This is a genomic window from Pseudomonas sp. PA-1-6B (assembly GCF_021609545.1).
Lineage (GTDB): Bacteria > Pseudomonadota > Gammaproteobacteria > Pseudomonadales > Pseudomonadaceae > Aquipseudomonas > Aquipseudomonas fluorescens_BV.
Genome location: NZ_WJZM01000026.1, coordinates 47,971 through 73,786, shown reverse-complemented (window position 1 = coordinate 73,786; position 25,816 = coordinate 47,971). Strand labels below are relative to the sequence as shown.

Annotated in this window: 17 protein-coding genes and 1 pseudogene; 4 read left to right on the top strand and 14 right to left on the bottom strand. The window is 59.1% G+C overall.

Annotated features, from left to right (window positions below; translation table 11 throughout):
• Positions 1 to 46: 46 nt before the first annotated feature.
• A complete protein-coding gene (locus GIV35_RS14385; RefSeq protein WP_034127670.1) occupies positions 47 to 568 on the bottom strand; it encodes a DUF3455 domain-containing protein in 522 nt (173 codons plus the stop codon).
• A gap of 194 nt (positions 569 to 762) precedes the next feature.
• Here GIV35_RS14385 and GIV35_RS14380 point away from each other — a divergent pair, with 194 nt between their 5' ends.
• A complete protein-coding gene (locus GIV35_RS14380) occupies positions 763 to 1,548 on the top strand; it encodes a sulfite exporter TauE/SafE family protein (protein ID WP_223024037.1) in 786 nt (261 codons plus the stop codon).
• 725 nt (positions 1,549 to 2,273) lie between these two features.
• Entirely contained in the window at positions 2,274 to 3,398 is a 1,125-nt protein-coding gene (gene sfnG, locus GIV35_RS14375) for a dimethylsulfone monooxygenase SfnG (protein WP_105226710.1), read from the top strand.
• 47 nt (positions 3,399 to 3,445) lie between these two features.
• Here sfnG and GIV35_RS14370 read toward each other — a convergent pair.
• Positions 3,446 to 3,889: pseudogene (locus GIV35_RS14370) on the bottom strand (GNAT family N-acetyltransferase); the annotation flags it as partial.
• A 94-nt stretch (positions 3,890 to 3,983) separates the two neighbouring features.
• Between GIV35_RS14370 and GIV35_RS14365 the strand changes: the two are divergent.
• The gene (locus GIV35_RS14365; RefSeq protein WP_233475366.1) at positions 3,984 to 5,570 is read left to right on the top strand and encodes a RimK family protein; all 1,587 of its coding nucleotides are present in this window, start codon (positions 3,984 to 3,986) and stop codon (positions 5,568 to 5,570) included.
• 13 nt (positions 5,571 to 5,583) lie between these two features.
• On the opposite strand, the gene map is transcribed toward GIV35_RS14365, so the two are convergent.
• On the bottom strand, positions 5,584 to 6,339 hold the full coding sequence (gene map, locus GIV35_RS14360) for a type I methionyl aminopeptidase (RefSeq protein WP_236265265.1): 756 nt from the start codon (positions 6,337 to 6,339) through the stop codon (positions 5,584 to 5,586).
• Positions 6,339 to 6,539 carry a ParD-like family protein gene (locus tag GIV35_RS14355; protein ID WP_003190946.1) on the bottom strand — a complete coding sequence of 67 codons (201 nt, stop codon included), beginning with the start codon at positions 6,537 to 6,539 and terminating at the stop codon, positions 6,339 to 6,341. The genes map and GIV35_RS14355 overlap by 1 nt, the downstream gene beginning before the upstream one ends.
• A 369-nt stretch (positions 6,540 to 6,908) precedes the next feature.
• Here GIV35_RS14355 and GIV35_RS14350 point away from each other — a divergent pair, with 369 nt between their 5' ends.
• Positions 6,909 to 7,178 carry a DUF1652 domain-containing protein gene (locus GIV35_RS14350; RefSeq protein ID WP_236265267.1) on the top strand — a complete coding sequence of 90 codons (270 nt, stop codon included), beginning with the start codon at positions 6,909 to 6,911 and terminating at the stop codon, positions 7,176 to 7,178.
• A gap of 70 nt (positions 7,179 to 7,248) precedes the next feature.
• Here the strand turns inward: GIV35_RS14350 and GIV35_RS14345 are convergent, their stop codons facing one another.
• The 10 genes from GIV35_RS14345 to GIV35_RS14300 form a co-directional block, all read right to left on the bottom strand.
• Positions 7,249 to 9,849 (bottom strand): autotransporter family protein, encoded by a 2,601-nt coding sequence (locus GIV35_RS14345; protein ID WP_236489137.1) that lies wholly within the window; start codon positions 9,847 to 9,849, stop codon positions 7,249 to 7,251.
• A gap of 143 nt (positions 9,850 to 9,992) precedes the next feature.
• Entirely contained in the window at positions 9,993 to 10,931 is a 939-nt protein-coding gene (locus GIV35_RS14340) for a carbohydrate kinase family protein (protein ID WP_236304677.1), read from the bottom strand.
• Positions 10,932 to 10,943: 12 nt separating this feature from the next.
• The gene (gene xylB, locus GIV35_RS14335) at positions 10,944 to 12,425 is read right to left on the bottom strand and encodes a xylulokinase (RefSeq protein ID WP_236265948.1); all 1,482 of its coding nucleotides are present in this window, start codon (positions 12,423 to 12,425) and stop codon (positions 10,944 to 10,946) included.
• Positions 12,426 to 12,563: 138 nt separating this feature from the next.
• A complete protein-coding gene (locus GIV35_RS14330; RefSeq protein ID WP_236264425.1) occupies positions 12,564 to 14,045 on the bottom strand; it encodes a mannitol dehydrogenase family protein in 1,482 nt (493 codons plus the stop codon).
• An 18-nt stretch (positions 14,046 to 14,063) separates the two neighbouring features.
• On the bottom strand, positions 14,064 to 15,167 hold the full coding sequence (locus GIV35_RS14325) for an ABC transporter ATP-binding protein (RefSeq protein WP_057977216.1): 1,104 nt from the start codon (positions 15,165 to 15,167) through the stop codon (positions 14,064 to 14,066).
• Positions 15,168 to 15,189: 22 nt separating this feature from the next.
• On the bottom strand, positions 15,190 to 16,020 hold the full coding sequence (locus GIV35_RS14320; RefSeq protein WP_005788583.1) for a carbohydrate ABC transporter permease: 831 nt from the start codon (positions 16,018 to 16,020) through the stop codon (positions 15,190 to 15,192).
• A 10-nt stretch (positions 16,021 to 16,030) separates the two neighbouring features.
• Positions 16,031 to 16,921 (bottom strand): carbohydrate ABC transporter permease, encoded by an 891-nt coding sequence (locus tag GIV35_RS14315; RefSeq protein ID WP_105226719.1) that lies wholly within the window; start codon positions 16,919 to 16,921, stop codon positions 16,031 to 16,033.
• Positions 16,922 to 17,097: 176 nt separating this feature from the next.
• Entirely contained in the window at positions 17,098 to 18,420 is a 1,323-nt protein-coding gene (locus tag GIV35_RS14310) for an ABC transporter substrate-binding protein (protein WP_105226720.1), read from the bottom strand.
• A gap of 207 nt (positions 18,421 to 18,627) precedes the next feature.
• Positions 18,628 to 25,173, bottom strand: coding sequence for a hypothetical protein (locus GIV35_RS14305; RefSeq protein WP_236264424.1), 6,546 nt, complete (start codon positions 25,171 to 25,173; stop codon positions 18,628 to 18,630).
• A 162-nt stretch (positions 25,174 to 25,335) separates the two neighbouring features.
• The gene (locus GIV35_RS14300; RefSeq protein WP_105226722.1) at positions 25,336 to 25,770 is read right to left on the bottom strand and encodes a hypothetical protein; all 435 of its coding nucleotides are present in this window, start codon (positions 25,768 to 25,770) and stop codon (positions 25,336 to 25,338) included.
• Between the last annotated feature and the right edge of the window lie 46 nt (positions 25,771 to 25,816).

Below are 25,816 nucleotides of genomic sequence, written 5' to 3'. Positions count from 1 at the left end.
GGCGCGAGGTTGCTCGCGCCTACAAGGCCAGCGTAGCTGAGTTTGCTCAGTTGGCGGCCCAGAAGATGTAGTCCGCCTGGTATTTCACCACTTCCTTGGCGCCTTTGTTCGCGGTGGTGCACGGCGTAGCGGGAGCGACCCCGCCTTTGAGCGCAACCCGCTGGATATACGCCACGCCACTCATTGCACCTTTGCCCTCGGCCGGGTTGGCCTTGACCAGTTGATAGGGCAGGTTACCGGGGCTAGACGGCGCCACGGCCAATTGCGTGCCGGTGATGGTCGAGCCGTCCTTGGCCTGCCACGTGGCAGGTGGGCCGAAGTAGGTGCCGACCTGCTGGCCATTACGGTCGTTCAACACGGCTTTGGGGCCGACGAAGGTCCACTCGGTCTGGCCGGCAGCGTTGGCCTTGTCGCGGCATTCATAGGTGATTTCGCCGACCCCGGTGGTTTGCATCGCCACCTTGTGGCCATCCGGCACCTTGATGCTGTCCGGCAGGCCCGCCTGGGCAAACGCCGACGGTGCGGCGAGGAGCAAGCTGGACAGGCACAGCAGTGTTTTAGCGTTCATGGTGTTTCTCCATTGGGTAGAACAGCAGGGTTACGTTGATGACTACGGCCCAGGCCCGCCCATTGGATGCAGGGCTTTGCGAAAAAAAGTGAAGATTTCCAAAAAAGCATAAACTCAGATCGCATCGGTATAAGTGGTTATAAGAAAAATCGCTATCCTGCGGCCAGAAATTTATAAGGCCTCGGGTAGCTGGAATGGATGTAGGTAATATTGGTTTCGTGGTTGCCGGCCTGATCGTGGGTTTTATCGTGGGCATGACGGGGGTGGGCGGCGGTTCACTGATGACCCCGATCCTGCTGTGGTTTGGCATCAACCCAGCCACTGCGGTGGGCACCGACCTGCTGTACGCCGCGATCACCAAGTCTGGTGGTGTGCTGGTGCACAGCAAGAACAAGAACATCGACTGGTCCATCACCGGCTGGCTCACCCTGGGCAGCGTGCCGGCGGTGTTGCTGACGTTATGGTTCCTGGCCAGCCTGCACACCGACCCCAGCGCGATGAACGCGGTGATCAAGCAGGCCCTTGGCGTGGTATTGCTGCTGACGGCCCTGGCGATCCTGTTCAAGAAAAGCCTGTTGGCCTTTGCCCAGCGTCATGCTGGCGATTCCTACCATCTGCGCCCGCGCAATCTGAATGCGCTCACTGTTGTGACAGGTGCGATCCTTGGCACCATGGTGGCCCTGACCTCGATCGGCGCTGGCGCCCTTGGCACGGTGGCGCTGTTTATCCTGTACCCGTTCCTGGCCACGCGGCGCCTGGTTGGCACCGAGATCGCCCATGCCGTGCCCCTGACATTAGTGGCGGGCCTGGGCCATGCCAGCATGGGGAACATGGACTGGCATCTGCTGGGCTTTTTGCTGATGGGGTCGCTGCCGGGGATCTACGTTGGCAGCCATATGACCGGCAGGATTCCCGACGGGGTACTGCGGCCGTGCCTGGCGGTGATGTTGATGGCGGTGGGGTACAAGTTGGCGTTCTGAGCACGTGGCCTGACACCCCACGCTCCAACTGTGGGAGCTGGCTTGCCTGCGATGACGGCCTCACAGCCGACACCTGCTAACCTGACACCCCACGCTCCAACTGTGGGAGCTGGCTTGCCTGCGATGACGGCCTCACAGTCAACGCAGCTGGATTGTGTACATATCCATTCCTGCGGTAACGGCCACTTAGGGTTCCGCCCTGACGGCGGGTCACTTTGGAAAAGCCCCAAAGTAACCAAAGGGCTCTTGCCCCACCACTCGGCACCTCGCCTAGGCTCGGTGTGCCCGTAATCCGCCAGTGATTTGGGGGGCCGCCGCCACGCGCCATCCATGGCGCGGGGCGGCTAAACCGGCATCCCTGCCGGTTTACCCCCCAAATCCCTGTCGAATTCCGGCCAGCGTGGTTTGATGGGGCGCCTAAGATCAAGATCAAAAGCAGAGCAAGAGCAAGAGCAAGATCAAGAGCAAGATCAAGAGCAAGAGCAAGAGCAAGATCAAGAGCAAGATCAAGAGCGACTCGCTTCGCATCGTGGGTACGCTTGGTGCTGGTCGCCACTGTTGCTCCAGCAACAGCAGATCCACAAACTGCTGCGATCCCAGGCACTGGCAAGCCATCGCTTCAATCCCCCTTTTTTTCCGCAACCCCCCAGGCTACGGGCATTTGCCTGCCCCTGGCACGCTTGCTGCATAAGCCCTTGTAAATCCCCTGTACGAGGTAGCGTCCGATGAGTCAGCAAGCCGTGAAATTTGCCTATTGGGTGCCCAACGTCAGCGGTGGGTTGGTCGTCAGCAAGATTGAACAACGCACCCACTGGGGTATTGATTACAACCGCAAACTGGCGCAACTGGCGGAGGCGGCGGGCTTTGAATATGGCTTGACGCAAATTCGCTTCACCGCAGGCTACGGCGCCGAGAACCAGCATGAGTCTGTGGCGTTCAGCCATGCGTTGCTGGCGGCGACCACCACCCTCAAGGTCATCGCGGCGATCCTGCCCGGGCCGTGGCAACCGGCGTTGGCGGCCAAGCAATTGGCGACCATCGACCAACTGACCAATGGCCGTATTGCGGTGAATATCGTCAGTGGCTGGTTCAAGGGCGAGTTCCAGGCCATTGGCGAGCATTGGTTGGAGCATGATGAGCGCTATCGGCGTTCCGAAGAGTTTATCCGTGCTCTCAAAGGCATCTGGACCCAGGACGATTTCACCTTCAAGGGCGATTTCTATCGGTTCAACCAATACACCCTCAAGCCCAAACCCCTGGGCCAGCCGGAGATCTTCCAGGGTGGCAGTTCGCGGGCGGCTCGGGACATGGCGGCGCGGGTGTCGGATTGGTATTTCACCAATGGCAACACGCCTGAAGGGGTCAAGGCCCAGGTCGATGATATCCGTGCCAAGGCCGCTGCCAACCACCATTCGGTGAAGGTGGGCGTAAACGCCTTCGTGATCGCCCGCGACACGGAGGAGGAGGCACGTGCGGTGCTGGCGCAGATCATTGACGAAGCCGACCCGGAGGCGGTCAACGCCTTTGGTGACGCGGCCAGGCAAGCGGGCAAGGCGTCACCGGAGGGCGAGGGGAACTGGGCCAAGTCCAGCTTTGAGGACCTGGTGCAATACAACGATGGTTTCAAGACCAACCTGATCGGCACGCCGCAGCAGATCGCCGAGCGCATCGTGGCACTCAAGGCCGTGGGTGTGGACTTGGTGCTGGCAGGCTTCCTGCACTTCCAGGAAGAAGTGGAGTATTTCGGCAAACGTGTATTGCCGCTGGTGCGTGAGTTGGAAGCCAAGGCTGATGTCGGCGTGGGCTTGCGCGTAAATAATCTCAACGAGAAAGTGGGTAGCCTGGTTTAACGCTGTGCCTGGGCATTCTTCGCGAGCAAGCTCGCTCCCGCAGGGGGCAGGGTTTTTTCCAGGCGCAGGGCGTCACTGTGGTCTTGGTAGTAATCGTCGACTACGGCAAAGCGTCGATAGCCGTTGCGCTCATACAGGGCGAGGGCGCCGGGGTTGTCGGTGCGCACTTCCAGGCGCAGGTACGCGCAACCTTTCTCCAGCGCGCGGGTTTCGATATGCGCCAGCAACTGTTTGCCCAGGCCAAGGCCGCGGGCGTGTTCGGCAATGGCCAGGGAATACAAGCGCGCAAACCGGGTGCCGCGCCGAAACAGCACTAGCGCGTAGCCAAGCAGTTGGCCGTGCTGTTGCGCCACCCACAATTGGCCGTTGGCCCGGCTGATCATCCAGCGCACACTGCGCGGTGACAGCCGGTCGCTGCTGAAACATTGCTGCTCCAACGCCACCAAGTCGGACATATCGTCAAGGGTTGCAACGCGAAAGAAAAGAGCCATAAGACCGCCGTAAAAGTTGCGTAATGAAACGGGACTTCTCTAAATGATCGTGCTTAATAGAAAAGGTCGAGTTCTCTAAAGCGGATCAATTATTATGTCGGCGGTACAAAGTCATTGGCGTCAAGTATCCGAGCAAACCGTTGCGGCGACAATAACATCCAACGGTTATTTTTCTGCTGCGGCCCAACGTTCGAGCCACGTTGTCATTATTGTCGAACGCAAGGAAGATTGGGCCTCTTACTTTCCCTGTGAACACATCGTCACCGCCCAGGAGTACTTGGAGCACACGCGGGATAGCGACACGGGCAAGCGTGTCCAGGTGATCAACCTGTGCCGCAGCTACAAGTACCTGGGGCACGGGTACTATTGCTCCTTGCTGGCCGAGGCACGCGGGCACAAGGTGATTCCCTCGGTACGCACCATCAGCGAGCTGACCAAAAAAGCCCTGTATGGGTTGGCTCTGGATGACTTGGATAAAACCCTGGAAAAAGCCCTGAACCATCAACTCTATCGCAGTACCGAAGGCTTTACTCTGACACTTTATTTCGGTCGAACGGATATAGAGCTCCTGCAGGAATTGGCTCGGCAGTTGTTTGAAACCTTTCCCAGTCCGATCTTGTTAGTTGAGTTTCGTCACCATAACGGCTGGCATATCGGCGGGGTCAAGTGTGGTGTATTGCACAAGTTGCGCGACGATCAGGAAGATCAATTCGCCCACGCCCTCGATAACTTCAGCCGCAAGATCTGGCGTCAGCCACGCTTGCGCCGTCTGGCCCGTTATGACTTGGCGATCCTGCACGATCCTCACGAACAATTACCACCCTCCAATCCTCGCGCACTGGAAAATTTCGTGCGGGTCGGCAAGGGCCTGGGCATTGATGTGGACTTGATCGAACGCAAGGATTATGCCCGTCTGGCCGAATATGACGCCTTGTTGATCCGCGAAACCACCAGCCTCGACAACCATACCTATCGCTTTGCCAAGAAAGCCGAAAGCGAAGGATTGGTGGTGATGGACGACCCGGCATCGATCCTGCGCTGTACCAACAAGGTATACCTCACCGATCTGCTCAACAGCCACCAATTGGGCATGCCGGCCACCGAGATTCTCTACAAGGAACGACCGCAAGACTTTGAACGCATCGGCGAACGTCTGGGCTTCCCGCTGGTGTTGAAGATCCCCGACGGCTGTTTCTCCCGTGGGGTGATCAAGGTGGAAAGCCAGGCGGCGTTGCTCAAGGCCACGGCTGAGTTGTTCGAGCACTCGGTGCTGTTGTTGGCCCAGGAATTCCTCTACACCGACTACGACTGGCGCATCGGCGTGCTCAATCGCAAGCCGATTTTTGCCTGCCAGTACTTCATGTCCAAGGGCCATTGGCAGATCTACAACCACAAGGCCATCGGTCAGGCTATCAATGGCGAATGCCGCACTCTGGCAGTCCATGAGGCACCCAAGGCGGTGGTGGAGCTGGCGGTGAAAACCGCCAACCTGATCGGCGATGGGCTTTATGGCGTGGACCTCAAACAGTCGGGCGACAGGGTTGTGGTGATCGAGGTCAACGACAACCCCAACCTGGATGCTGGGATCGAAGATGCCTACTTGCAGGACGACCTGTATAGCCTGGTGCTGGAGGAGTTCGTGCGGCGCCTGGAGCTCAAGCGCCGGGGTCAGGTGTGGTAGAGCGTTCTGCCACTCAAGCAGTGGCTTGCAAGGTCAACACCTCAAACCCGTCCGCCGTCACTGCCACGGTGTGTTCCCATTGCGCCGAGAGGCTGTTGTCCTTGGTGACCACCGTCCAGCCGTCTTTCAGGCTGCGGGTTTTGGCGCTGCCCTGGTTAAGCATCGGTTCGATGGTAAACACCATGCCTTCGCGCAGTTCCAGGCCGGTGCCAGGCCGGCCGAAGTGCAGAATTTGCGGTTCCTCGTGCATTTGTCGGCCGATGCCGTGGCCGCAGTATTCGCGCACCACGCTGTAGCCGTTGGCTTGCGCATGGCTCTGGATAGCATGGCCGATATCGCCCAGACGCGCCCCGGGCTTGACCTGGCGTATACCGGCCCACATCGCCTCGAAGGTCATGTCCACCAGGCGCCTGGCCTTGGGCGTCACGTTGCCGATCATGTACATCTTGCTGGAGTCGGCAATGAAGCCGCCTTTTTCCAGGGTGATGTCGATGTTGATGATGTCGCCATCCTTGAGCAATTGCTTGGCGCTGGGCATGCCGTGGCACACCACTTCGTTGATCGAGGTGTTGATGCAGAAGGGGTAGTCGTACTGCCCAAGGCTGGCAGGGCGGGCCTTGAGGTCATTGCGGATGAAGGCTTCGACGGCGCTGTCCAGCTCCAGGGTAGAGCGGCCGGCGGCGACGAAGCCGTCGAGCATGTCGAAGACTTGCGCCAACAGGCGCCCGGCTTCACGCATTACGGCCAATTGTGCGGGAGTCTTGGTCATCAGCTGCGCCCTCGGATCAGGTCGGGTTTGTCCAGCAACAGCTTGTTGATCAGCTCGTTGTAGGGCAGGTGCGGGTTGAGTTCGGCGAGCAGGCCGATCTTGATCCAGAACTCGGCCTGGGCGTTGATGGAGCGGTCCATGGCGGCGCTGGCCAGGCGCAGTTGTTCGTGCAGCTGATCGGTGATCTTGACGATGCCCATAAGGTTCACTGTGTTTAATTGATATACGAATCGTATATGTTTCGTATGTTTGTCGCAAACCGCCTTCGGCGGAACGGTGATGGGTTGATTGGTTGCGATATGTTGCCGAAAAAAGGATTTCCACATAAACGCCGGTCCCCACGCTGCGGGTTAAACGTTTAATCGATGTCGTTCGACGATGATGCCAAACGGGTTGTTTTCTTTAATATGAGCAAGCGGTTTGCTTATGAGGAAAGGTTACAACCACCACAGTTTTTGCCGAGTAGGCTTACTGATTGAAAGCGTCTTCCAGGGTTGGCAAGACGTGGCAGGCAAGTGCCTGTCGGATACATATAACTGTTGGCAGTCTCAAAAAAGGAGAGGTTAGCCATGCTTTCAGAACTAGAGCTTCGCAGCATCATCGAAGGAAGTTTCCTGCCTAAACGGTGCGAATGCACCAAGGCCGAAGATGCCTCGTTGACGATCAAGGTCTACGACGACCGCGACCGGGACCGGGTGGATTTGGAAGTCAAAGGTATACATCCTGACAAGCTCGACAGCAGTCGAGCGATTTGCAACCTGATCACCGGGTTGCGTGAGGACCTCAAGCAAAGCCACGCACTGGTACTGCAACGAGCCGGCGCGCGCGGTTATCACTAGCGGATGCTTGAGTGTAAGTTGACCCCATGGGCCTGGTAGTTGCCAGGCCCAATGTTGACATCCTTCCTGTTTACCAGCGCACTCTTACGCCGAGATTGCCACTGACACCCTCAAAGTTGTTGTCGTCCAGTTGGGTGCCATAGTTACCCTCCATATAAACGCTGAACGCGGATGACAATTGAGCTACAACACCGACACCAATATCAGCCGTGGAGGACTTGTGATCGCTCTTGATCCGGTCCACCTCGTCGAACGTCACCGTGTCGCTACCGCCGAAGGTGTGCCAGACATTCGCCCGTAGGTACGGCTCCACAGGTGTGTTGCTGACCAGATAGCGGCCCTTGAGGCGTGCGCCGATGCGGCCGGTCCAATACTCCTGGGAGTCGAAAGAGACCTTGGAAATGCCATCGTGTTGACTGTCCAGATCGATCTTCTGGCCGATGACCTGGGCCTGAGGTTCCATCTCCCAATGCTCGGACAGCCTGAACGGGTAGCCGGCCTCGGCGGATAGCGCCAAGGCGTGGCCCTTGGTATCCATCTTCACCCCTCGGTCGGACTTGTTGTCGCCATCCAGGCGGGTACCCATGGCCACCAGGTCGACGTACCAGCCGGTCGGATCGGTGAGTGTCCAGTAAGCACCGAAGTTGTCGCCGTCGAGTTTGACCCGCCCGGAGCGATGGTTCTGCCAGCCCATTGCAAAGCCCTTCACGTCGCCGCGCAGGCGGCTCTGGCCGATAAAGAGGCCAAGGCGTTGCGTCTGCCCGCCGCTGGTTTCGGCGGCGTAAAGGTCATGGCCAACCTGATAGCCCTTGACCGTGCCGTCAAAACTCGGCGCCACGGTGCCCGACCAGCTTTTGTTGAAATCACTGCCATAGGCGCGGCCCCAACCTGCCGGCACGGCACCGGTCTCGGTCAACAGGCTTTGCTCGCCCTGGCGTTCATGGAAGGTGCCCAGAGCCTGCAACGTCATCAGTTGCGCAGCGGGGATGTCTACGGAGTAGACCGGAACTTCCAGACGATACAGTGGAATCGGCGCGGCACCTGCCACGGCGGTGGGAAGCACAGGGTTACTCGCCGCCGATTGCGGCGACGTGGCCGCGGCGACTTGGCTGGGCGGTGGCGGGGCAGGCTCGATCGGTGGTTGCGGTTGCGCAGTGGGTGGTTCCACAGAAGGTTCATCCGAATCCACTACAGGTGGAGTGGCGGGTATCGGCGGCACCGGCACCACCACGGGCGGTGTCGGCGGTACGGGTGGGACCGCAGGCGGTTGCACGGCCACCACCGAGGAACGAAGGAACCAGCTGTTTTCTGTATTGGCGGTGGTGCCGCCCTTGAACAGCAGGTATTCATAAGCTCCGGCGGAGACCGAGCCCTTCAAGGCGAACGCATCGTTGGTGCTGACGGCGCCGTTGAGCGCCTGGACCACTTCGATACCGTTGTTCTGGGTCAGCCCGCCGATACCGCCGAGGTTGCTGACGCTCAATTGGGTGTGACCGCTGATGTTGCCGTCGGACACTACCAGCTTGTCGGTGGCAGAGTTTTCGTCGCCCAGTAAGGTCTGCAGGTGCAACTGGCCGTTGTTGCCCACGTAATTGCCATGCACCGTCAATACGCTGCTCGCGCTGTTGTCGGTGGTCATGTCGACAGTGCCGGCGTTGTTGAGCGTCGCCAGTTGCCCGGCGGTGTAGGGGCGGATGCTGCCTTGGGTCACGGCCAGGGTACTGCTGCCGTCGATGTTGAACGTGCCGGTATTGCTGCCACTGTCACCGAGGAAAAAATCCCCGGCCAGGTCCAGGCGTGAATTGTTGGTGAGGTTGACGGTCTCCCAGCCGATATAGCGGGCCGCGGTGCTGGATGTCGTTGTGTCGAAGGTCAATTGATCGTTGCCCAGGCCACCATCGACGGAGGGTGTGGTGGCCAGCAGGCTTTCATTCAAGCCGCGCAGCAGGGCGGTGTCGTCACCATCGCCCATCAACACCGAGGACTTGATCTGCCCACCGTCAAGCCACCGGAAAGTGTCGTTGCCGACGCTGGCACGGATCTCACCACTGATCACGCCGCCACTCACGGTAATGCTGTCGTCACCACCGCTGGTGCTGATATTGCCGCCGATGCTGCCAGCGGAAATGATGATGGTGTCAGTATCAAAACCGGTGACCAGGTTGCCCAGGATGGCGCCTCCGGACATGTCATAGAGGTTCTTGTCCAGCTTCATATTCACTCGGCCAATGGTGCCACCGCTCTGGTAGGCCACATCGCCGTCCTCAAAGGCATCGACGATGGTGCCTCCCTCCATCCTGAAGGTGTCGAGCCCATCGCCCTGGAACAGCGCCTGTATTTGCCCACCGAGCATGACGAAGTCATCGATGCCGGCCCCTTGTTGCACCGCGCCGGTGATCTGCCCGGATTCGATGCGCACCGTATCCACGCCAGGGCCAAAGGTGACATTACCGTTGATGGTGCCAGTGCCGCCTGCAGGGAGGGTCAGGCGGTTATCCCCGGAAAGGTCGGTAAGGCCGGGACTGCTGCTGCTGTCGCACGTATAGGTATCGTTACCGGTTCCGGGGATGAGAACGCAGGCGGCATGAGAGGGTTGAGGGATCATGTACTGCAGTGAGAGGAGGCCGACAGCTAAAACGGCCCGGGTCGAGAAACCACTGGGCTTTTGCATGGGGGTGTCCTGAGTTTGTTGTAATAACTGCTCCTGTTTTTGGGTTTAGCACAGTTTTCCAGTAGCGCAATTTTTTATGCATGGCGCGCAGGCCACGGAATACGTGGCCTGTGTGATGGCACTTTGAGTTTTGGCCGCTCAGCTCAAGCCAGTTGGTGACGATAGGGCAGGTCTGGGCCGGTCTTGCCGCAGGTCAGTGCGGCGGCCCGAATCGCGAAGCCCAGCATGGCGTCGATCTGCTCGCGACTGAGCCTTTGCAGCCCGTCAACCGAATCCAACTGCTGTTCCGTGAGCCACGCAATCAGCGCCGCCTGGAAGGTATCACCAGCGCCCACCGTATCGGCCATCACCACCTTGACCGCAGGTTGCGACCAGGTGCCATGCTGGCGGCTGAACACCGACGCACCGTCGCCACCACGGGTGAGGAACACCAGTTGGCAGCGGTGTTGCAGCCAACCTTGCAGCACGCTTTCCGGTGTCTGGTCGGGGTAGAGCAGGTGCAGGTCTTCGTCGCTGACCTTGATCAGGTCGGCGTGTTGCACCAGCTCTGCAACGCGTGCGCGCCACAGGTGAATATCGGGCTGCGGGTTCAGGCGCACGTTGGGGTCGAGGCTGATCAAGCGCTTGCCGCTTTCACGCTTGACCAGGCTGAGCAGTGTGTCACCAATCGGTTGCACCACCAGCGAAAACGAGCCCACATGCAGCCCGCGAATCTCGTCGCCCAAAGGTGGCAAGTGGGTCAGTTGCAATTGCCGGTCGGCGCACCCTTCGCCGCGAAAGCTGTACTGCGGCGAGCCATTGGCGCCCACGGCTACCATCGCCATGGTGGTCGGCGCGTCGAACTCAACCAGAAAACGTTCGCTGATACCTTCGTCTTTCAGTACATGCTGCAAGCGCCGTCCAAGGTAATCGGTGGACAGGCCGGTGAAGAACCCCGACTCGATCCCCAGGCGGCGCAAACCCACCGCGACGTTGAACGGCGAGCCACCGGCAATCGCCTTGTAATTGAGCTTGGCGGCCTGCCCGCTGGCATCCTCCTCGCTGAAGAAATCAAACAGCGCTTCACCACACACCAGATACATAGTTGCTCGCTCTTAAAGGGTTGCCACGTGCTGTTGATAACGCTGATACGCCTGTTGATAGGCACTGAGATTTGCGGCCACGGGTAAGGTGCGGCTGGACGGGTCAATGCTCACGCATTTGTCGCACAGGCTGGACAGCGGTTCGCCGCTCTGGCACCACGCCGCCTGGATCGCCGCGCCCAGGGCGGCGGCCTCGCTCTGTTCGGTACACACCACTTCGGTGTGCATGATATCGGCGACCATCTGCCGCCACAGCGGGCTTTTCGAGCCGCCACCGATCAGGCGGATGCTCTGGCTTTGCAGGCCGGTCTGGCGCAGCAGGTCCAGGCCATAACGCAGGCCGAAGGTGGTGCCTTCGACCACCGCGCGGCACAGGTTGGCGCGGGTCAGGTTGGTCATGGTCAGGCCCTGCAGGCTGCCGGTGGCGTGGGGCAGGGCGGGCACGCGTTCGCCGTTGAGAAACGGCAGCATGCTCACGCCATCGGCGCCGATGGGTGCCTGTTCGACCAGGGCGTTGAAGGTGTCGAGGTCCAGTTCGAACAGCTCGCGAATCACCCCGGTGGCGTTAGTCAGGTTCATGGTGCAGATCAGCGGCAGCCAACCGCCGCTGGAGGAGCAGAAGGTCGCCACCGAGGCTTGGGGGCTGACGTTTGGCTGGTCGGCAAAGGCATACACGGTGCCCGACGAGCCCAGGCTCATGGTGATCACGCCGGGGGCGATATTGCCGGTGCCAATGGCGCCCATCATATTGTCGCCGCCACCACTGGACACCACCGCGTCGGGGTTGATGCCCAGGCGCTCGGCAATGGCCGGCAGGATCGTGCCCACCGCTTGGTCCGCTTCGATCAGTGTCGGCAAAGCGGCTTGCAGGCGGCCACTGGGGTCGATGTGCTGGAGCAACGCCACATCCCATTCGCGGCAGCGCACGTTGAAGTAACCGGTACCCGACGCATCGCCATACTCGGCGCAGGCGCGGCCGGTGAGCCAGTAGTTGAGGTAGTCGTGGGGCAGCAGGATATGGGCAATGCGCGAGAAGACGTCCGGATGCTGTTCAAGGGTCCAGAGCAGCTTGGACACCGTGTAGCCTGGTGCGATGACCACGCCCAGGCGCTCCAGAGAGCCGCGTTCGCCGCCCAGATGGTGCAGCAGCCGGTCGTTCTCCGGCGTGGTTTCGGTGTCGCACCACAGCTTGGCCGGGCGCAGCACTTGGCCTTGATCATCCAGCAACACCAGGCCGTGTTGCTGGCCGGATACGCCGATGCCGAGGATGTCCTGGCCATCCACGCCGGCCTGTTGCAGGGCGCGATGGGTGGCTGCGGTGAAGGCGTCCAGCCACTCCTGGGTATGTTGTTCACGACGGCCATTGGCGCCGCTGATCAAGGTGTGCGCCGCGGCGCCCAGGCCCAGCACCTTGCCGCTGGACGCATCGAGGACGATGGCCTTGGTGCCCTGGGTGCCGCAGTCGATGCCGAGGTAGAGGTTTTGCTGGGTCATGATGGAGTGCTCAGCAGTCTTATTGTTGGATTGAAAATACGGTCAATGTGGGAGCTGGCTTGCCTGCGATAGCGGTCTGGCAATCACCGCAGGGTTGACTGGACCACCGCTATCGCAGGCAAGCCAGCTCCCACATGTTTAATCCGGTTTGTTCAGGAGGTTTTGCAGTGTGGCGGTGACGCCTTTGTCGCGCAGGCTTTCATAGCAACGCTGGAACGCTGTCACAAACGCCGCCGACTTGGGAATAGCCGTGCCAAAAATATCTTCCACCCCCAGCAATCGCTGGCTGATCAGCGCGTCATCGCTCACCAGCTCCTGGCAGAACGCTGCCCGTGGGTCCGGGATGCTGTAGCGCGCGCCGTTTTCATCCACGCCTTTCAAATACAGCGCCCAGGCCGCCACCACCAGGGCGGCACGGTCCGTGTCGCGGGCGTCGGCGATCAGGCGGTTGATGGTCGGCACGGTGAACTTGGGAAACTTCGATGAACCATCGGAGCATACGCGCTCCAACTGGTCGGCAATCGCCTGGTTGGAAAAGCGATCCACCAGGGTCTGCTTGTATTCGGTCAGGTCGATACCAGGTACCGGCGCCAGGTTCGGCGTGACGTCCAGGTCCATGTAGGCGCGCATGTACGCCACGAACACGGGGTCGTTCATGGTCTCGTGAACGAACCGGTAGCCCTTGAGGAACCCCAGGTACGTGAGGGCCAGGTGGCTGCCGTTGAGCAGGCCGATCTTCATTTCTTCGTAAGGCGTGACGTCATCGGTGAACTGCACGCCGACCTTTTCCCAGGCCGGGCGGCCGTTGACGAATTTGTCTTCCAGCACCCACTGCACAAACGGCTCGCACACCACCGGCCAGGCATCGTCGATCCCGTGCTGGTCATGCAGTTGCAGGCGGTGGGCGGTGCTGGTCATGGGCGTGATGCGGTCAACCATGGCGTTTGGGAAGCTCACGTTGGCCTTGATCCAGTCATGCAGCCCCGCGTCGTGCAGGGCGGCGAAGGCCAGCAAGGCCTTGCGGGTGACGGCGCCGTTGTGGGGCAGGTTATCGCAGGACATCACCGTAAAGGCCGGGGTGCCAGCGGCGCGGCGCTGGGTCAGCGCGGCGCAGATAAAGCCGAACACGGTTTTCGGCGCTCTCGGGTGCGCCAGGTCATGCTGGATCTGCGGCAGGTGGGCCATGAACTCGCCGTTGCTGTCGTCGATGCAGTAGCCGCCTTCGGTGATGGTCAGCGAGACGATGCGGATCTGGGGGCTGGCAAGTTTATCGATCAGCGCCTGGGCGCCGTCTTCGGCCAGCAGCATGTCGCTGATCGAGCCGATCACGCGCACTTGCGTGTCGTCGGTGTCGCCCAGTTCATACAGGGTGAACAAATAATCCTGGCCGGCCAGGTCGTCGCGGGCCTTGCGGTCTTCACTGCGCAGGCCGACGCCGCAGATGCCCCAGTCCAGGCCCTCGCCGGTGTTCATCAGGGCATCGGTGTAGAACGCCTGGTGCGCACGGTGGAAACCGCCGACGCCAATGTGCGCGATGCCCTGGCGGATATCGGCAAGCGCGTAGGTCGGCACCTGCACTTCGGGCGCCAGTTGGGTGAGGTTGGCTTTATTCAATTTCATCTGGAAATACTCACGAAATCAGGCGGCAGCGCGCAGTGGACGGGCCACGGCTACGCCATCGGTGTCGAACAGATGGCAGTGCGCCGGGTCCAGGTGCAACTGCAGCGTTTCGCCGTATTGGCTGGCCATGTCGCCACGGATACGCATGGTCAGCGGTTCGCCGTTGCGGGTGATGACGTGGCAGAAGGTGTCGCTGCCCAGGCGCTCGCCGACGTCAGCGGTCACGGTCAGGGTGGTTTGCCCTGGCGCGGCGATTTCCAGATGTTCCGGGCGAATGCCCAGGGTTACCGCGCTGCCCACGCTCAGGGTGGCGCCGCTCAACGGCAGGCTGATCAGGGTGCCGGCGTCCAGTTGCACCTCACAGCCTTGGCTGTCGACGCGGGTGACCTGGCCCTTGAGGAAGCCCATCTTCGGCGTGCCGAGAAAACCGGCCACAAACAGGTTGGCAGGCTGGTGGTACAGCTCCAGCGGCGAGCCGACCTGTTCGATGCGTCCACTGTTGAGCACCACCACCTTGTCGGCCAGGGTCATGGCTTCGACCTGGTCGTGGGTCACGTAGATCATGGTGGCTTGCAGTTCTTTATGCAGGCGCGCCAGCTCCAGGCGCATCTGCACGCGCAGGGCGGCGTCGAGGTTGGACAGCGGTTCGTCGAACAGGAAGATCTTCGGGTTGCGCACAATCGCTCGGCCAATCGCCACGCGCTGGCGCTGGCCACCCGAGAGTTGCTTGGGCTTGCGCTCCAGCAAAGGCCCCAGCTCAAGGATGCGTGCCGCTTCGCTGACTTTGCTCTCGACCAGCTTCTTGTCGACGCCCGCCAGGTCCAGGGCAAACGACATGTTCTTGCGCACGCTCATGTGCGGGTACAGCGCGTAGGTCTGGAACACCATGGCCAGGTCGCGCTTGGCCGGGGTGACTTCGGTGATGTCGCGGCCATCGAGTTCGATGGTGCCGTCGCTGACCTCTTCCAGGCCGGCGATCAGGCGCAGCAGGGTGGATTTGCCACAGCCCGACGGGCCGACGAACACCACGAATTCCTTGTCGTTCACTTCCAGGTCGATGCCCTTGATGATGGAAAAACCTTCGAAGCCTTTTTGCAGATTCTTGATTTTCAGGTTGGCCATGATGGGCCTCCTTTTCGAATTATTATTTGACGGCGCCAAAGGACAAACCGCGTACCAACTGCTTCTGGCTGATCCAGCCAAAGATCAGGATCGGCGCGCAGGCCAGGGTCGAGACGGCGGACAGCTTGGCCCAGAACAAGCCTTCGGGGCTGGAGTAGGAGGCGATCAAGGCGGTCAACGGCGCGGCGCTGGAGGAGGTCAGGTTCAGCGACCAGAACGCCTCGTTCCAGCACAGGATCAACGACAGCAGTACCGTGGACGCCAGGCCACCCTTGGCGATTGGCAGCAGCACGCGCACCATTTCCTGCCACAGGGTGGCGCCGTCCAGGCGGGCGGCTTCGAGGATGTCCTTGGGGATGTCCTTGAAGTAGGTGTACACCATCCACACCACAATCGGCAGGTTGATCAGGGTGTAGATGATGATCAGCGCAATGCGCGTATCCAACAGGCCAAAGCTCTTGGCCAACAGGTAGATCGGCATCAGCACGCCCACCGGCGGCAGCATCTTGGTGGACAGCATCCACAGCAGCGTGCCCTTGGTGCGCTGGGTTTCGTAGAACGCCATGGAGTAGGCGGCCGGTACCGAAATCAGCAGGCACAGGGCGGTGGCGCTGAACGAAATCACCACCGAGTTCCAGGCGTAGGCAAAGTAGTTGCTGCGCTCGTTGATGTGCAGGTAGTTCTCCAGCGTCGGCGTAAAGATGAACTGCGGCGGCGTGGCGAACGCGTCGATTTCGGTCTTGAAACTGGTCAGCACCATCCAGAAGATCGGGAAGAAAATCAGGATCGCAATGGCCCAGGCCAACGTGCCGAGCAACAGGCTTTGCAGGCGGCGGGATTGTTGAAGCGTCATGGCGCGGCCCTCAAGGCTTGTCAGTCAGGTTTTTGCCGATCATCCGCACCAGGATGATCGCCGCGATATTGGCGATGACCACGGCAATCAAGCCGCCGGCCGAGGCCATGCCCACGTCGAACTGCACCAGCGCCTGGTTGTAGATCAGGTAGGCGAGGTTGGTCGAGGCGTAGCCGGGGCCACCGTTGGTGGTGGTGAAGATTTCGGCGAACACCGAGAGCAGGAAGATGGTTTCGATCATCACCACCACGGCAATCGGGCGGGCCAGGTGGGGCAGGGTCAGGTGCCAGAAAATCGCAATGGCGCCGGCACCGTCCAGGCGTGCCGCTTCCTTTTGCTCTTGGTCTAGTGACTGCATCGCGGTCATCAGCAGCAGGATCGCGAAGGGCAGCCATTGCCACGAGACAATGATGATGATCGACAGCAGCGGGTAATGCGCCAGCCAGTCCACCGGTTCGGCGCCGAAGAACTTCCACACCGCGGCGAGAATCCCCGACACCGGATGGAAAATCAGATTCTTCCAGATCAACGCGCCGACGGTGGGCATGATGAAGAACGGCGAAATCAGCATCACCCTCACGATGCCGCGCCCGAGGAATTCACTGGCCTCCAGCAGGGCACTGATCAACACGCCCAACACCACGCTGATCAGCAATACGCTGCCTACCAGCAATAGGGTATTGGTGGCGCCAGGCAGGAACCCGGAGTCGGTGATGAAGTAGCTGAAGTTCTCCAGCCCCACGAATTGGTTTTCGCCGGGGTAGAGCAGGTTGTAGCGGATCAGCGAAAAGTACAGGGTCATGCCCAGCGGCACGATCATCCACAGCAGCAGCAAGGCCACCGAGGGGCTGACGAGAAACCAGCCGGGGTTGGCCAGGCGGTTTTTTGGAGGTGTATTCATGGTGATCAGAACCAGTCAGATGCCTACAGAACCTGCGTCGGAGCGCGGTCACTGTGGGAGCTGGCTTGCCTGCGATGGCATCGCCTCGGTGCTACTCATAGACCGAGTTGTTTGCATCGCGGGCAAGCCAGCGCCCACAAAAGCCCTGCTCCTACATTTGCGCGGGTGAAGCTGGGTTACTTGGGATAACCAGCCCGCTTCATTTCCCGCTCGGTGGTGGTCTGCGCGGCGGTCAATGCAGCATCGACGCTCTGCTGACCGGTCAGCGCACCCGAGAAGAACTTGCCCACCTGGGTACCAATCGCCTGGAATTCCGGAATGGTCACCAACTGGATACCGATATACGGCACCGGTTTCTCGGTCGGCTTGGTCGGGTCGGCCACTTTCAGCGATTCCAGCGTCACCTTGGCGAACGGCGCAGCCTTCATGTACTCCTCGCTGTAGGTCGAGGTGCGTGTGCCCGGTGGTACGTTGGCGATGCCATCGGTCTTGGCCACAAGCTGGCCGTATTCCTTGGAGGTTGCCCAGGTGGTGAATACCTTGGCGGCGTCCTTGGCCTTGGAGCTGGTCGGGATCGCCAGGCTCCAGGAATACAACCATGACGTGCCCTTGTCGGTCTTCTCGTGGGGCGCAAACGTGAAGCCGACATGCTCGGCGACCTTGCTCTGGCTCTTGTCGGTAACAAACGAGCCCGCCACGCTGGCATCCACCCAGATCGCGCACTTGCCGCTGTTGAACAGTGCCAGGTTCTCGTTGAAGCCGTTGCTGGAAGCACCCGGCGGGCCGGATTTCTTCATGTTGTCGACGTAGAAGTTCAGCGCGTTCTTCCACTCGGGGCCGTTGAATTCCGGCTGCCACTTCTCATCGAACCAGCGCGCGCCGAAGCCGTTGGCCAGGGTGGTGATCAGCGCCATGTTCTCACCCCAACCGGCTTTGCCGCGCAGGCACAGGCCATATTGCTCTTTGGACTTGTCGGTGAGCTTGGCGGCAAATTCGCCGATCTGGCTCCAGGTCGGGTGCTCAGGCATGGTCAGCCCGGCGTCCTTGAACAGGTCGGTGCGGTAATAGGTGATCGAGCTTTCGGCGTAGAACGGCAGGGCATACAAGGAGCCTTTGACGGACAAACCATCACGCACCGAAGGGAACACGTCATCAAGGTCATAGGACACCGGCAGGTCTTTCATCGGTTCCAGCCAACCCTTGGCGCCCCACAGTGCGGCTTCGTACATGCCGATGGTCAATACATCAAACTGCCCGCCCTGGGTGGCGATGTCGGTGGTGAGGCGTTGGCGCAGGACGTTTTCTTCGAGCACCACCCAGTTCAGCTTGATCTCCGGGTGCTCGGCCTCGAAGGTTTTCGAGAGCTTCTGCATGCGGATCATGTCGCTGTTGTTGACGGTGGCAATGGTCAGGGTTTGCGCGCCAAGGCTGACGGCGCTGAGGGTCATGCATGCAGTCATGCAAGAACAGGCAAGCAGAGTTTTTACTGTGAACTTCATCGCGCACTCCATTTCCGCGCCCAGGGGGCTACAGAAGGACGGTTATTGTTGTTGTGTCTTCCTACAAGGAGACAGGAAGAGTGTGCGTTGATTACAGCCTTCAAAAGCGGCGGTGACAAATCCTTGGGAGCACTGGGACTGATACTTTTTTGCACTGATAGTCTTCGAGCGCCGCTCAGGCGCCCGAAGAGGTGCAATGCCTATTTTCTATTGATAGGCACTCTTGACCGGGCTTTTTGGCTTATTGATGAGCGTATCAATCCAAGTGTCATCCAACGGGCTCATTTTCAAATTATTACCCTCACGAATAACCAAGCCACTTTCATTCCATTTATTCATTACCACTCGTAGCTCTTTAGTGTACTCAGAGGCGCGACATGCGATATTCGCCCACGGATCCACGACCCATGCATCTGCCCATTCAGGTTCGGAGAAATCGATTGTTGGCCGAGGGCGGGTAGAGGGGCCACCCACAATTGTTAGTGCATGGGCATCCCCTGCTTCCCAGCGGTAAGCTCGCCCGCCACTTTTATTGATGAGGTCGGCTGAAAGAATGCTCATCTCTCCGCAATTTCCGGCCCCTGACTTGATGATCAAGTCGCCGTAATTAGACGGGAGCTTGGAATATGCATTGCGTAACCAGAGAATAACCTCCTGTGCCGCATCCGCTCTTGCAAGGTCGCTTGGTGAGAGTACCAAATTACTTGGGCCTAGGCCTGTAGCGCTCAGCGCTTGACGGACGGAGTTTTTTGCCTGTTCTGCATAAAATTGGTTTTGCGCTGCAAGGGGGCGTTGCGAAAAATTTTCCGGTATTTCCAGCGGTAGAGCTTTACCCGGCTTCAGGGCCACAGGTGTCTCAATCGCACCGTGTTGAAGCAGTTGATAGGCCACTTCCCGCTGTTGCTCCGCTGTCATGCGCGCGCACCGATCCTTTAGCGTAGCAATGGACTCCTTTGTAAAACCTGACTTTTCAAGATTTTTATAGGCGGTATTCAGCTTGGGTAGCGAAACAAGGTTGGCATCTATAGGCCGCCCCGCAGTGCCGCTTTGACGTAAGGTCAGTTTTCCTCGATATTTTTTTACAAGGTCTGTGTCGAAGGGGGAGAACTTACACTGTACAAAAAATAGAGTGCTTTGCGGCGGTTTCGTTAGTTTTGCTCGATAAAATACATTGGTGTCAGCCTCTATAATCAGTTGTTTGTCGCCATGCATATCCGACAGTATCAGTCCACGTATTTCGCGCTGGTCATTACAGATTTGACTTATGCTTCCCAATTTTACAACGCACGTTTCCGCTTCAAATGCTTGACTCGAAAGTCCACCATAGAAGCCGAATTCAGGAGCGTTTATTATTTCTCCGCTAATAATAGGCTTATAGGTGATGGGGGCAGTCTCAAGTGTAGGTGTCAATCGGGCGCCTACATCACTTTCAGTTACTTTATATAGGCGTCGCTCGAAAATAGTGTATCGGCTTCTATTGAAAATGGATTTGCCTGGGGAGGGATAAAGGCGGCAGTGTTCAAGCGCTTGCAACTCCTGCGTGAGTTCACCCTCCACGTCATTGATGACTTTCACAAAACATTCGTCATTGGCGCCTCGCCTGCTTCTACCAGGTAGAGAGGGGGCAGGGCAGAAGGCTTCAAAATCATCGCGCGGTGTGAAATGGTCAGCAGATTCCAGGTCAGTTAATAAACCGGGCTTACTCGGGTCATATCTGTAGACCTTGCCTTCGTTGACCAGATCAAAGCCATTGGCGCGAGGGATGGTGTACGCGTCGGCAGCCAGCGGCTTATCAACCACCAGCGCTTGAGCGCCATCTGAAAAGGTCTCCAGGCGCAGCGTCGACGATGTATCCGATACAAAGCCTTCCAGCACAGGCCCGTAAACTGTCTGTGCTTTCGCGTCATAGGCATACCAGCTACCGTCCTGGCGTACCGCACTGAGTTTGACCGGCTCATTGGCTCCGGAGCGCAGAATACCTTCCGCCATATCGGCCGGCTGAGCAAATTTACCCGCGCTCTGTTCGGCCAGTTGCCCACCTTGCATACGATGGGTCGCGCCGAAAGATCTGGAGGCGCTGGCAACGGTCATGTCCCTGATCGCCTGCCGCTCACCCGACTCTGCGACCTGCACTAACCCTCTGCCTATCTCAGAGGCGGCACCTTCAAATGCCCTCGCGGCCATCGAGCCTAATCGTGCAAGCCCTTCAGGAATGATAATGCTCAGTGCATCGTTCAGAAGGTCCTTGGTGGCAGCGTCATAATCGCCTCGAATCACGTCCTCAATACTGCTGACGCCGGGGATCATGCAGGCCAGAGCATTGAGTCGTTCAGCCAGGCCAGGGTCTTCTTTTTCCAGGTGGTTGAACCCGGTATTGATGGCCTTGAACTCGTCTTTCTTCAGAAAGTGAGAATCGATGCAGACAGTGGCAACGTCTTCGAGTTCGGCATCGAAATAGCCAGGCGCTACGCTCTGGTCGGGTGTTCCGAACGTTGCCCTGCTTTGGCTGACCAGTTCCCCATCGATCTGCGTCTTTGGTGTGATGGATTCAACGATGACCTTGGTGCTGACCCCGTCGCGCGGCGGTGCGGATGAGCTGAACGCAGCAAAGTCCAGGGGCAGCGTGTGCGCCCCCTCGTCTTTCCCGTCGTAGATCTTGCCAAATGCCTTGTTGGTGCCGCCCAGGGGAATGTCCGCTGGCAGCCCATTGATTCTTTTTACTATCCCCGCATCAGGGTAGACCCCGTAATCACGCACGTTGCCGGCGTTGTCGGTGGAGCGAATAATCAGGCCGTGGCTGCCTTTTTTGCCCTTTTTATTTTGTTTGGGGTTCGCATTATGCCAGGGTCCGGCGTCGGCTTCTCGAACGCTGAAATACTCCAAACGGCCGAATGCCAGGCTTCTACGGTCCTCCTGGGGCAGCTTGGATAGCAGATGCTTGATCATGACGATCGAGTGACCACGACGCACCGGGTAGTCTTTTTCGATAGCCGCGTCAAACGCCTCATTGACATCGGGCAGTTCGGCGGCGCGGTCATGCAATGCCTGGATAGGAATGTTCGGGTCCCTGGCTTCCCAGGCTGGCTTGTTCGCCGAGGTCATCCATTTATCAATCAGGTTTGCGGGCTTGTAGGTGTCGCCCAGTTGCCCGGCTTCATAGGCTTCAGCGGGTGATGCCACGGTGCCGTAGAGCGTGCCGTCCTCTCTCCAGAGGCCTTTGACTTCAGAAGGCATGTGCGGGAAGGCTTTCTTGAGGAGCTCAACCGTCATTTTCCGCCGTTGAGGCGGGGGAACATCGCGTAAAAAGCGCGTTGCCTCACTGACCTGGCTGGTTTGGGTGCTCAAACGCGCGAAGGCTTGCTCCAGTTGCGCTTGGGTGTAGACATGATTGGCGCTTGGGCCGATGACGTTGTTGGCGGCAGCCCAATCCAGGACGGGAGCCATTTGAGCGGTGACCAGCCGAAGTGCTTCAGGCCTTGATATTGGTTTGATCCTGTGGGAATCCATGATTTTCGCGTAGTCGGCGCCTACCGTTGCACCGGGGGCCAATTGTTCGATGCGGTTTACCGCTGTTACAAAGGCGACCCACTGGGGTGAACCCATGGTAAGAGAGGACGGAATGTTCTTGACCCGAAACTGCGGCGCCATGCCAGCCATCAGCACATGCCCGGCAATCGAGGTGAGATTGGCCTCGGAGTTTTCCACGCCCGCCAAGTGCTGGTTGAATTGCTCAACTATTTGCTCGTTGTTCATCCCCCAGTTTTCGCTGCGCGTAAAGTCGAAGCCCGCCACCTCATTGCGCCGTGTGCTGGCCGCTGGGTCGATCTCCAGCACCAGGGCGGTCAATAGCCATTGCTTGAGGCTGGTGGTGGTGGGCGCGCCTTTCATCGCCGTCTGCAGTGTGGTCGCAAACGCTAATGCCGTGTCGGTGGACAGTAATTGCTCCAATGCCTGCCCAGGCTCGGTACTGAGGTCGGGCACCGCTTTGCTGAGGTAGTTGAGCAGGCTTTGCTCGGCGCCAATGCCCTGCTTGACGTGCTGTACTACTGCGCTGCGCTGTTCGGTGCTGAGCGAGATATCCGTGGACAAAAAGCCCCAGAGATTGCCCAGAGGCGGCGATTGCGGTAAAGGTGTGCGCAACGCCAATAACAGGTTGTCGGTCTCGGCTTTCCATTGCGGGACCTTCCAGCCGTTTTCAGTCAGAAATGCCCTGGCGGTCTTGACGCCCTTGGGGTGATGGGATGAATCCGGATCGACCACGAAGCGCATCGAGTTCTGCGTTTCGTCGCGATTGATGATGCCGCTTTGCAACTGGCCGATCAGCGCATATCGGTCGTTACTGTTGCCCACTGCCGTGCGTTGAGTGTTCAGCCAATTGAGCAGGCGCTCCGGGTGTTCCGGCGGCTTGGGGAACTGTTGAGTCCGCCCCATCGACTCCGTCTGCCGAGCGAATGCCATGCTGGTGGGGTCGTTACTGATGCCATAAAAACTGCTCAGCCACTCGAGCGGAGCGCTGTTGTTCGGTTGAACCAATTTGATGGTCTTGCCATGGGCGCTGAACACCTCGGCGGCATTCAGTACGGGGGCGAGTACGTCGAAATGTTCGGGATACTTTTGCGCAAAGTCCTGGGCGGTAAAGCGCTGGTCAACGCCATTGACTGTGCCGATCAGCGCCTTGTCGCTGGGGTCGAAACGCAGCGACGTCAACTCGACGTTGTGTTTGCGCGCCCACTCGGTAAAGCCGCGTGCCTTTAGTGCTTTGCCCAAATAAGCCTGCCAGTGACCGAACAGGCTGTTGGCCGGTATCGACTCAATCATTTTCGATGTGGCCTTGCCTGGGTCGGCTTTGAGTTCGAGCAGGGCTTGGTGCACAGTGACGGCCAGTGCGCTGTCCGCGTTTTCCAGGGTTTCGACGTGTGTGTCGACGGGGCTTACTGCGATGTTCGGCCTGGCCTCGACCGCCGCGGCGAGGGCCTCAAGGGGAGAGGGAGATAAGGGCGCGTCGGTGAGTTGTCGCACGACCGACTGCTGACGCGCCTTGACACCCTGGGTGTCGCTTCCGGTCTCTGCGAGCAGCGCCTGGAAACCGTTGTTTCGGGTCATCTGGGTGCTTCGGGTCAGCAAGGCGATGAGCTGGCGTTGTCGCCAGTCGTGCTGGCGGGTGTCTTGCTGGGATGGAATGCTTTCGTTGTAAAAATGCATCACATCGTACAGCGATGCGACCGTCGGCGAGGGGTATGTCACGTCCGCCTGCGATCCACCGGCCCACTGTTGAACCGCGCCCTTTATCTGGGACCAGACCTCGAACCAACCGGACAGATCATTGGCGGTAAAGGTGGTGTCGACGTTATTGACTTTACCGGTCAGGTCACCGCTGACCGGGTTGATCCAAATACTGGCTGGGTCAAGGTTCTTTTCCCGCGCGAAGGCTGTAAAGGCATCACCAGTCAATACCGCTGCCAATTGTTTGCGCAGCTGATTGAAGGTCGAATATTCAGGAATGTCTTTGATCATCACGGGAAATTCGTTTGCGCCGGTTCCCGGCACCAGTTTCATGAGCCCATGACTGCACAGCCGCGCGAGTGCCTGATCGGCCTCTTGGACCTTCTGCGCTGCAGGCGCATGCGCGAACTCAGCCAGGCGCTCGTTCAACCGTTGCGTCGGCGCCTGGGCAATGTATCGGCCGGCCTCCCTCTGTTGATGTTTGATGGGCGCGTAGCGAGCCGCAAAGAGTTCGTCTGTATTGCTCAAAGCCGTGAATGTGCCGTCGCGCAAAAGTTGCCCAATGCTGAACAGCGTGTCGTTGCCACTGATACTACCCAGCTGTAAACCATAGAAGCTGGCGATGTTATACGCCGATGCCTGTGTGCGGCCGTAGAACACAATCGGGTCTGCACGCTCACCACTCAGTTTCTTGACGGCTGCCAGTACCGCTCCCGAAGCGGCTGCCCAGTCGGCGTCGTTGTGCGGATGGAAGTTGATAACCCGGTTGTTGCGCAGTTCCCTCAGGATTCCACTGGGGTGGATGATCAGTTGGGAGATGTCGATATTCCGGGCTTCGGCAAACGATTTGAACGGCTCTGCATTCAGCGCGTCAGCCAGCTCGCCCCAGGCTTGGCCGAAGGTGGAATCGGCGGGCACGGCGACCTTGTCGGACTCATTGTTTGAACGCCGATTCTCGCTGTCGAGGCGCTGGCGGATCAGGCTGTTGGCGACATTGCTAGCCAGTTGCCGGTCACCCCGATCAACCAGGGCGTCGGCGAACGCGCGGATTGCCGCGGCTCGTGAGGCTGGGGCCGATTCAAGGTTCTGCAAATCCCGTCGTGCACGCGACACGAGCCTGTTCGTGTTGGATGCGCCGCGCTGAGGATTGTCGAGTAGGGTCTGGATAAGCTGGGCGTAGGTTTTTTGTGGGTTGAGCGCGCTTGGCTGGTTCAGACGTTGCTCCACCTTGTTGCGCAGGGCGGGGTCGGTCAATGGTTCGGGCGTGTTTTCAACCAGGCGGCTGATCTGCTCGGCCAGGCTCGGCTGTGTCGGGGAAGCTGCGAACCTGAGCAGCTGTTCGATAAGCGGCTGTGTTTGTGACGGTTGCGTGACACGCGGCGCGTCTGAGGTCCGGGTTTGGCGATCGTTCAGGGTTTTGAACAGCTCGATGACGTGCGGTGCTATTGAGTGCACAAGCTTAACGGGCAAACTTGTCACGTTTGAGCGAGTGAGAGGGGGGGGACCGGATGACGACTGAACGTTGATCATAGAGGCTCTTTTATCTGCTTCACAAAAGCATCACCTGTTGAGGTACTTGGGTGACGCTTTGGCTGAGTGACAAAGGGCTTCGGAAGGTTCCATGAGGTGAGTATGAAACAGCGCCGTTTCAGCAGAGTTATTGCTCGCCATGTTTCCGTGGTGGACAGACCGTCAGGGGCGTATGGGTGCTTTAGCGGTTTTTTTTCGAACGGGCCCCAGCACGCTGATGCTCTCGATCACCATTTTTCGGTTGGAGTCAAATTTGAAGCTTACCCACACCTCGCCGGTCGCCTTGGACCTGATGTAGAACCGATAAAGGCTTGGCTTTTCGACTGATATGTCGTTGAGCCGTCCTGTTCCTTCCGGATGTATGGCAACGAGTGTTTCACCGGCTTGTTCGCCGCGCAGCCTGATGACCACTTCAACGTCGGCGGCCCCGGTCAGCGCTTTGCCCCAGTCTCTATTGACCGATGTCGAAAACCAGCGACTTTGTTTGTCGGAATTGTCGATATGTATCTGGCCTTCGCCGGTCCAGCCGAAGGTCTCTCCGGGTATTTCAAAGCGGCTGAACTCATTGATTGAACGAGGGGTGGGTGTTTTCTTCATGACGGGGCTCCAATGGACTATTCACAGAGCCAGAGTTAACAATCGC

Bases quoted from the DNA above. Each gene is read 5' to 3' on its own strand.
- GIV35_RS14385 (WP_034127670.1), bottom strand. From the start codon at position 568: ATGAACGCTAAAACACTGCTGTGCCTGTCCAGCTTGCTCCTCGCCGCA.
- GIV35_RS14380 (WP_223024037.1), top strand. From the start codon at position 763: ATGGATGTAGGTAATATTGGTTTCGTGGTTGCCGGCCTGATCGTGGGT.
- sfnG (WP_105226710.1), top strand. From the start codon at position 2,274: ATGAGTCAGCAAGCCGTGAAATTTGCCTATTGGGTGCCCAACGTCAGC.
- GIV35_RS14365 (WP_233475366.1), top strand. From the start codon at position 3,984: ATGTCGGCGGTACAAAGTCATTGGCGTCAAGTATCCGAGCAAACCGTT.
- map (WP_236265265.1), bottom strand. From the start codon at position 6,339: ATGACCAAGACTCCCGCACAATTGGCCGTAATGCGTGAAGCCGGGCGC.
- GIV35_RS14355 (WP_003190946.1), bottom strand. From the start codon at position 6,539: ATGGGCATCGTCAAGATCACCGATCAGCTGCACGAACAACTGCGCCTG.
- GIV35_RS14350 (WP_236265267.1), top strand. From the start codon at position 6,909: ATGCTTTCAGAACTAGAGCTTCGCAGCATCATCGAAGGAAGTTTCCTG.
- GIV35_RS14345 (WP_236489137.1), bottom strand. From the start codon at position 9,849: ATGCAAAAGCCCAGTGGTTTCTCGACCCGGGCCGTTTTAGCTGTCGGC.
- GIV35_RS14340 (WP_236304677.1), bottom strand. From the start codon at position 10,931: ATGTATCTGGTGTGTGGTGAAGCGCTGTTTGATTTCTTCAGCGAGGAG.
- xylB (WP_236265948.1), bottom strand. From the start codon at position 12,425: ATGACCCAGCAAAACCTCTACCTCGGCATCGACTGCGGCACCCAGGGC.
- GIV35_RS14330 (WP_236264425.1), bottom strand. From the start codon at position 14,045: ATGAAATTGAATAAAGCCAACCTCACCCAACTGGCGCCCGAAGTGCAG.
- GIV35_RS14325 (WP_057977216.1), bottom strand. From the start codon at position 15,167: ATGGCCAACCTGAAAATCAAGAATCTGCAAAAAGGCTTCGAAGGTTTT.
- GIV35_RS14320 (WP_005788583.1), bottom strand. From the start codon at position 16,020: ATGACGCTTCAACAATCCCGCCGCCTGCAAAGCCTGTTGCTCGGCACG.
- GIV35_RS14315 (WP_105226719.1), bottom strand. From the start codon at position 16,921: ATGAATACACCTCCAAAAAACCGCCTGGCCAACCCCGGCTGGTTTCTC.
- GIV35_RS14310 (WP_105226720.1), bottom strand. From the start codon at position 18,420: ATGAAGTTCACAGTAAAAACTCTGCTTGCCTGTTCTTGCATGACTGCA.
- GIV35_RS14305 (WP_236264424.1), bottom strand. From the start codon at position 25,173: ATGATCAACGTTCAGTCGTCATCCGGTCCCCCCCCTCTCACTCGCTCA.
- GIV35_RS14300 (WP_105226722.1), bottom strand. From the start codon at position 25,770: ATGAAGAAAACACCCACCCCTCGTTCAATCAATGAGTTCAGCCGCTTT.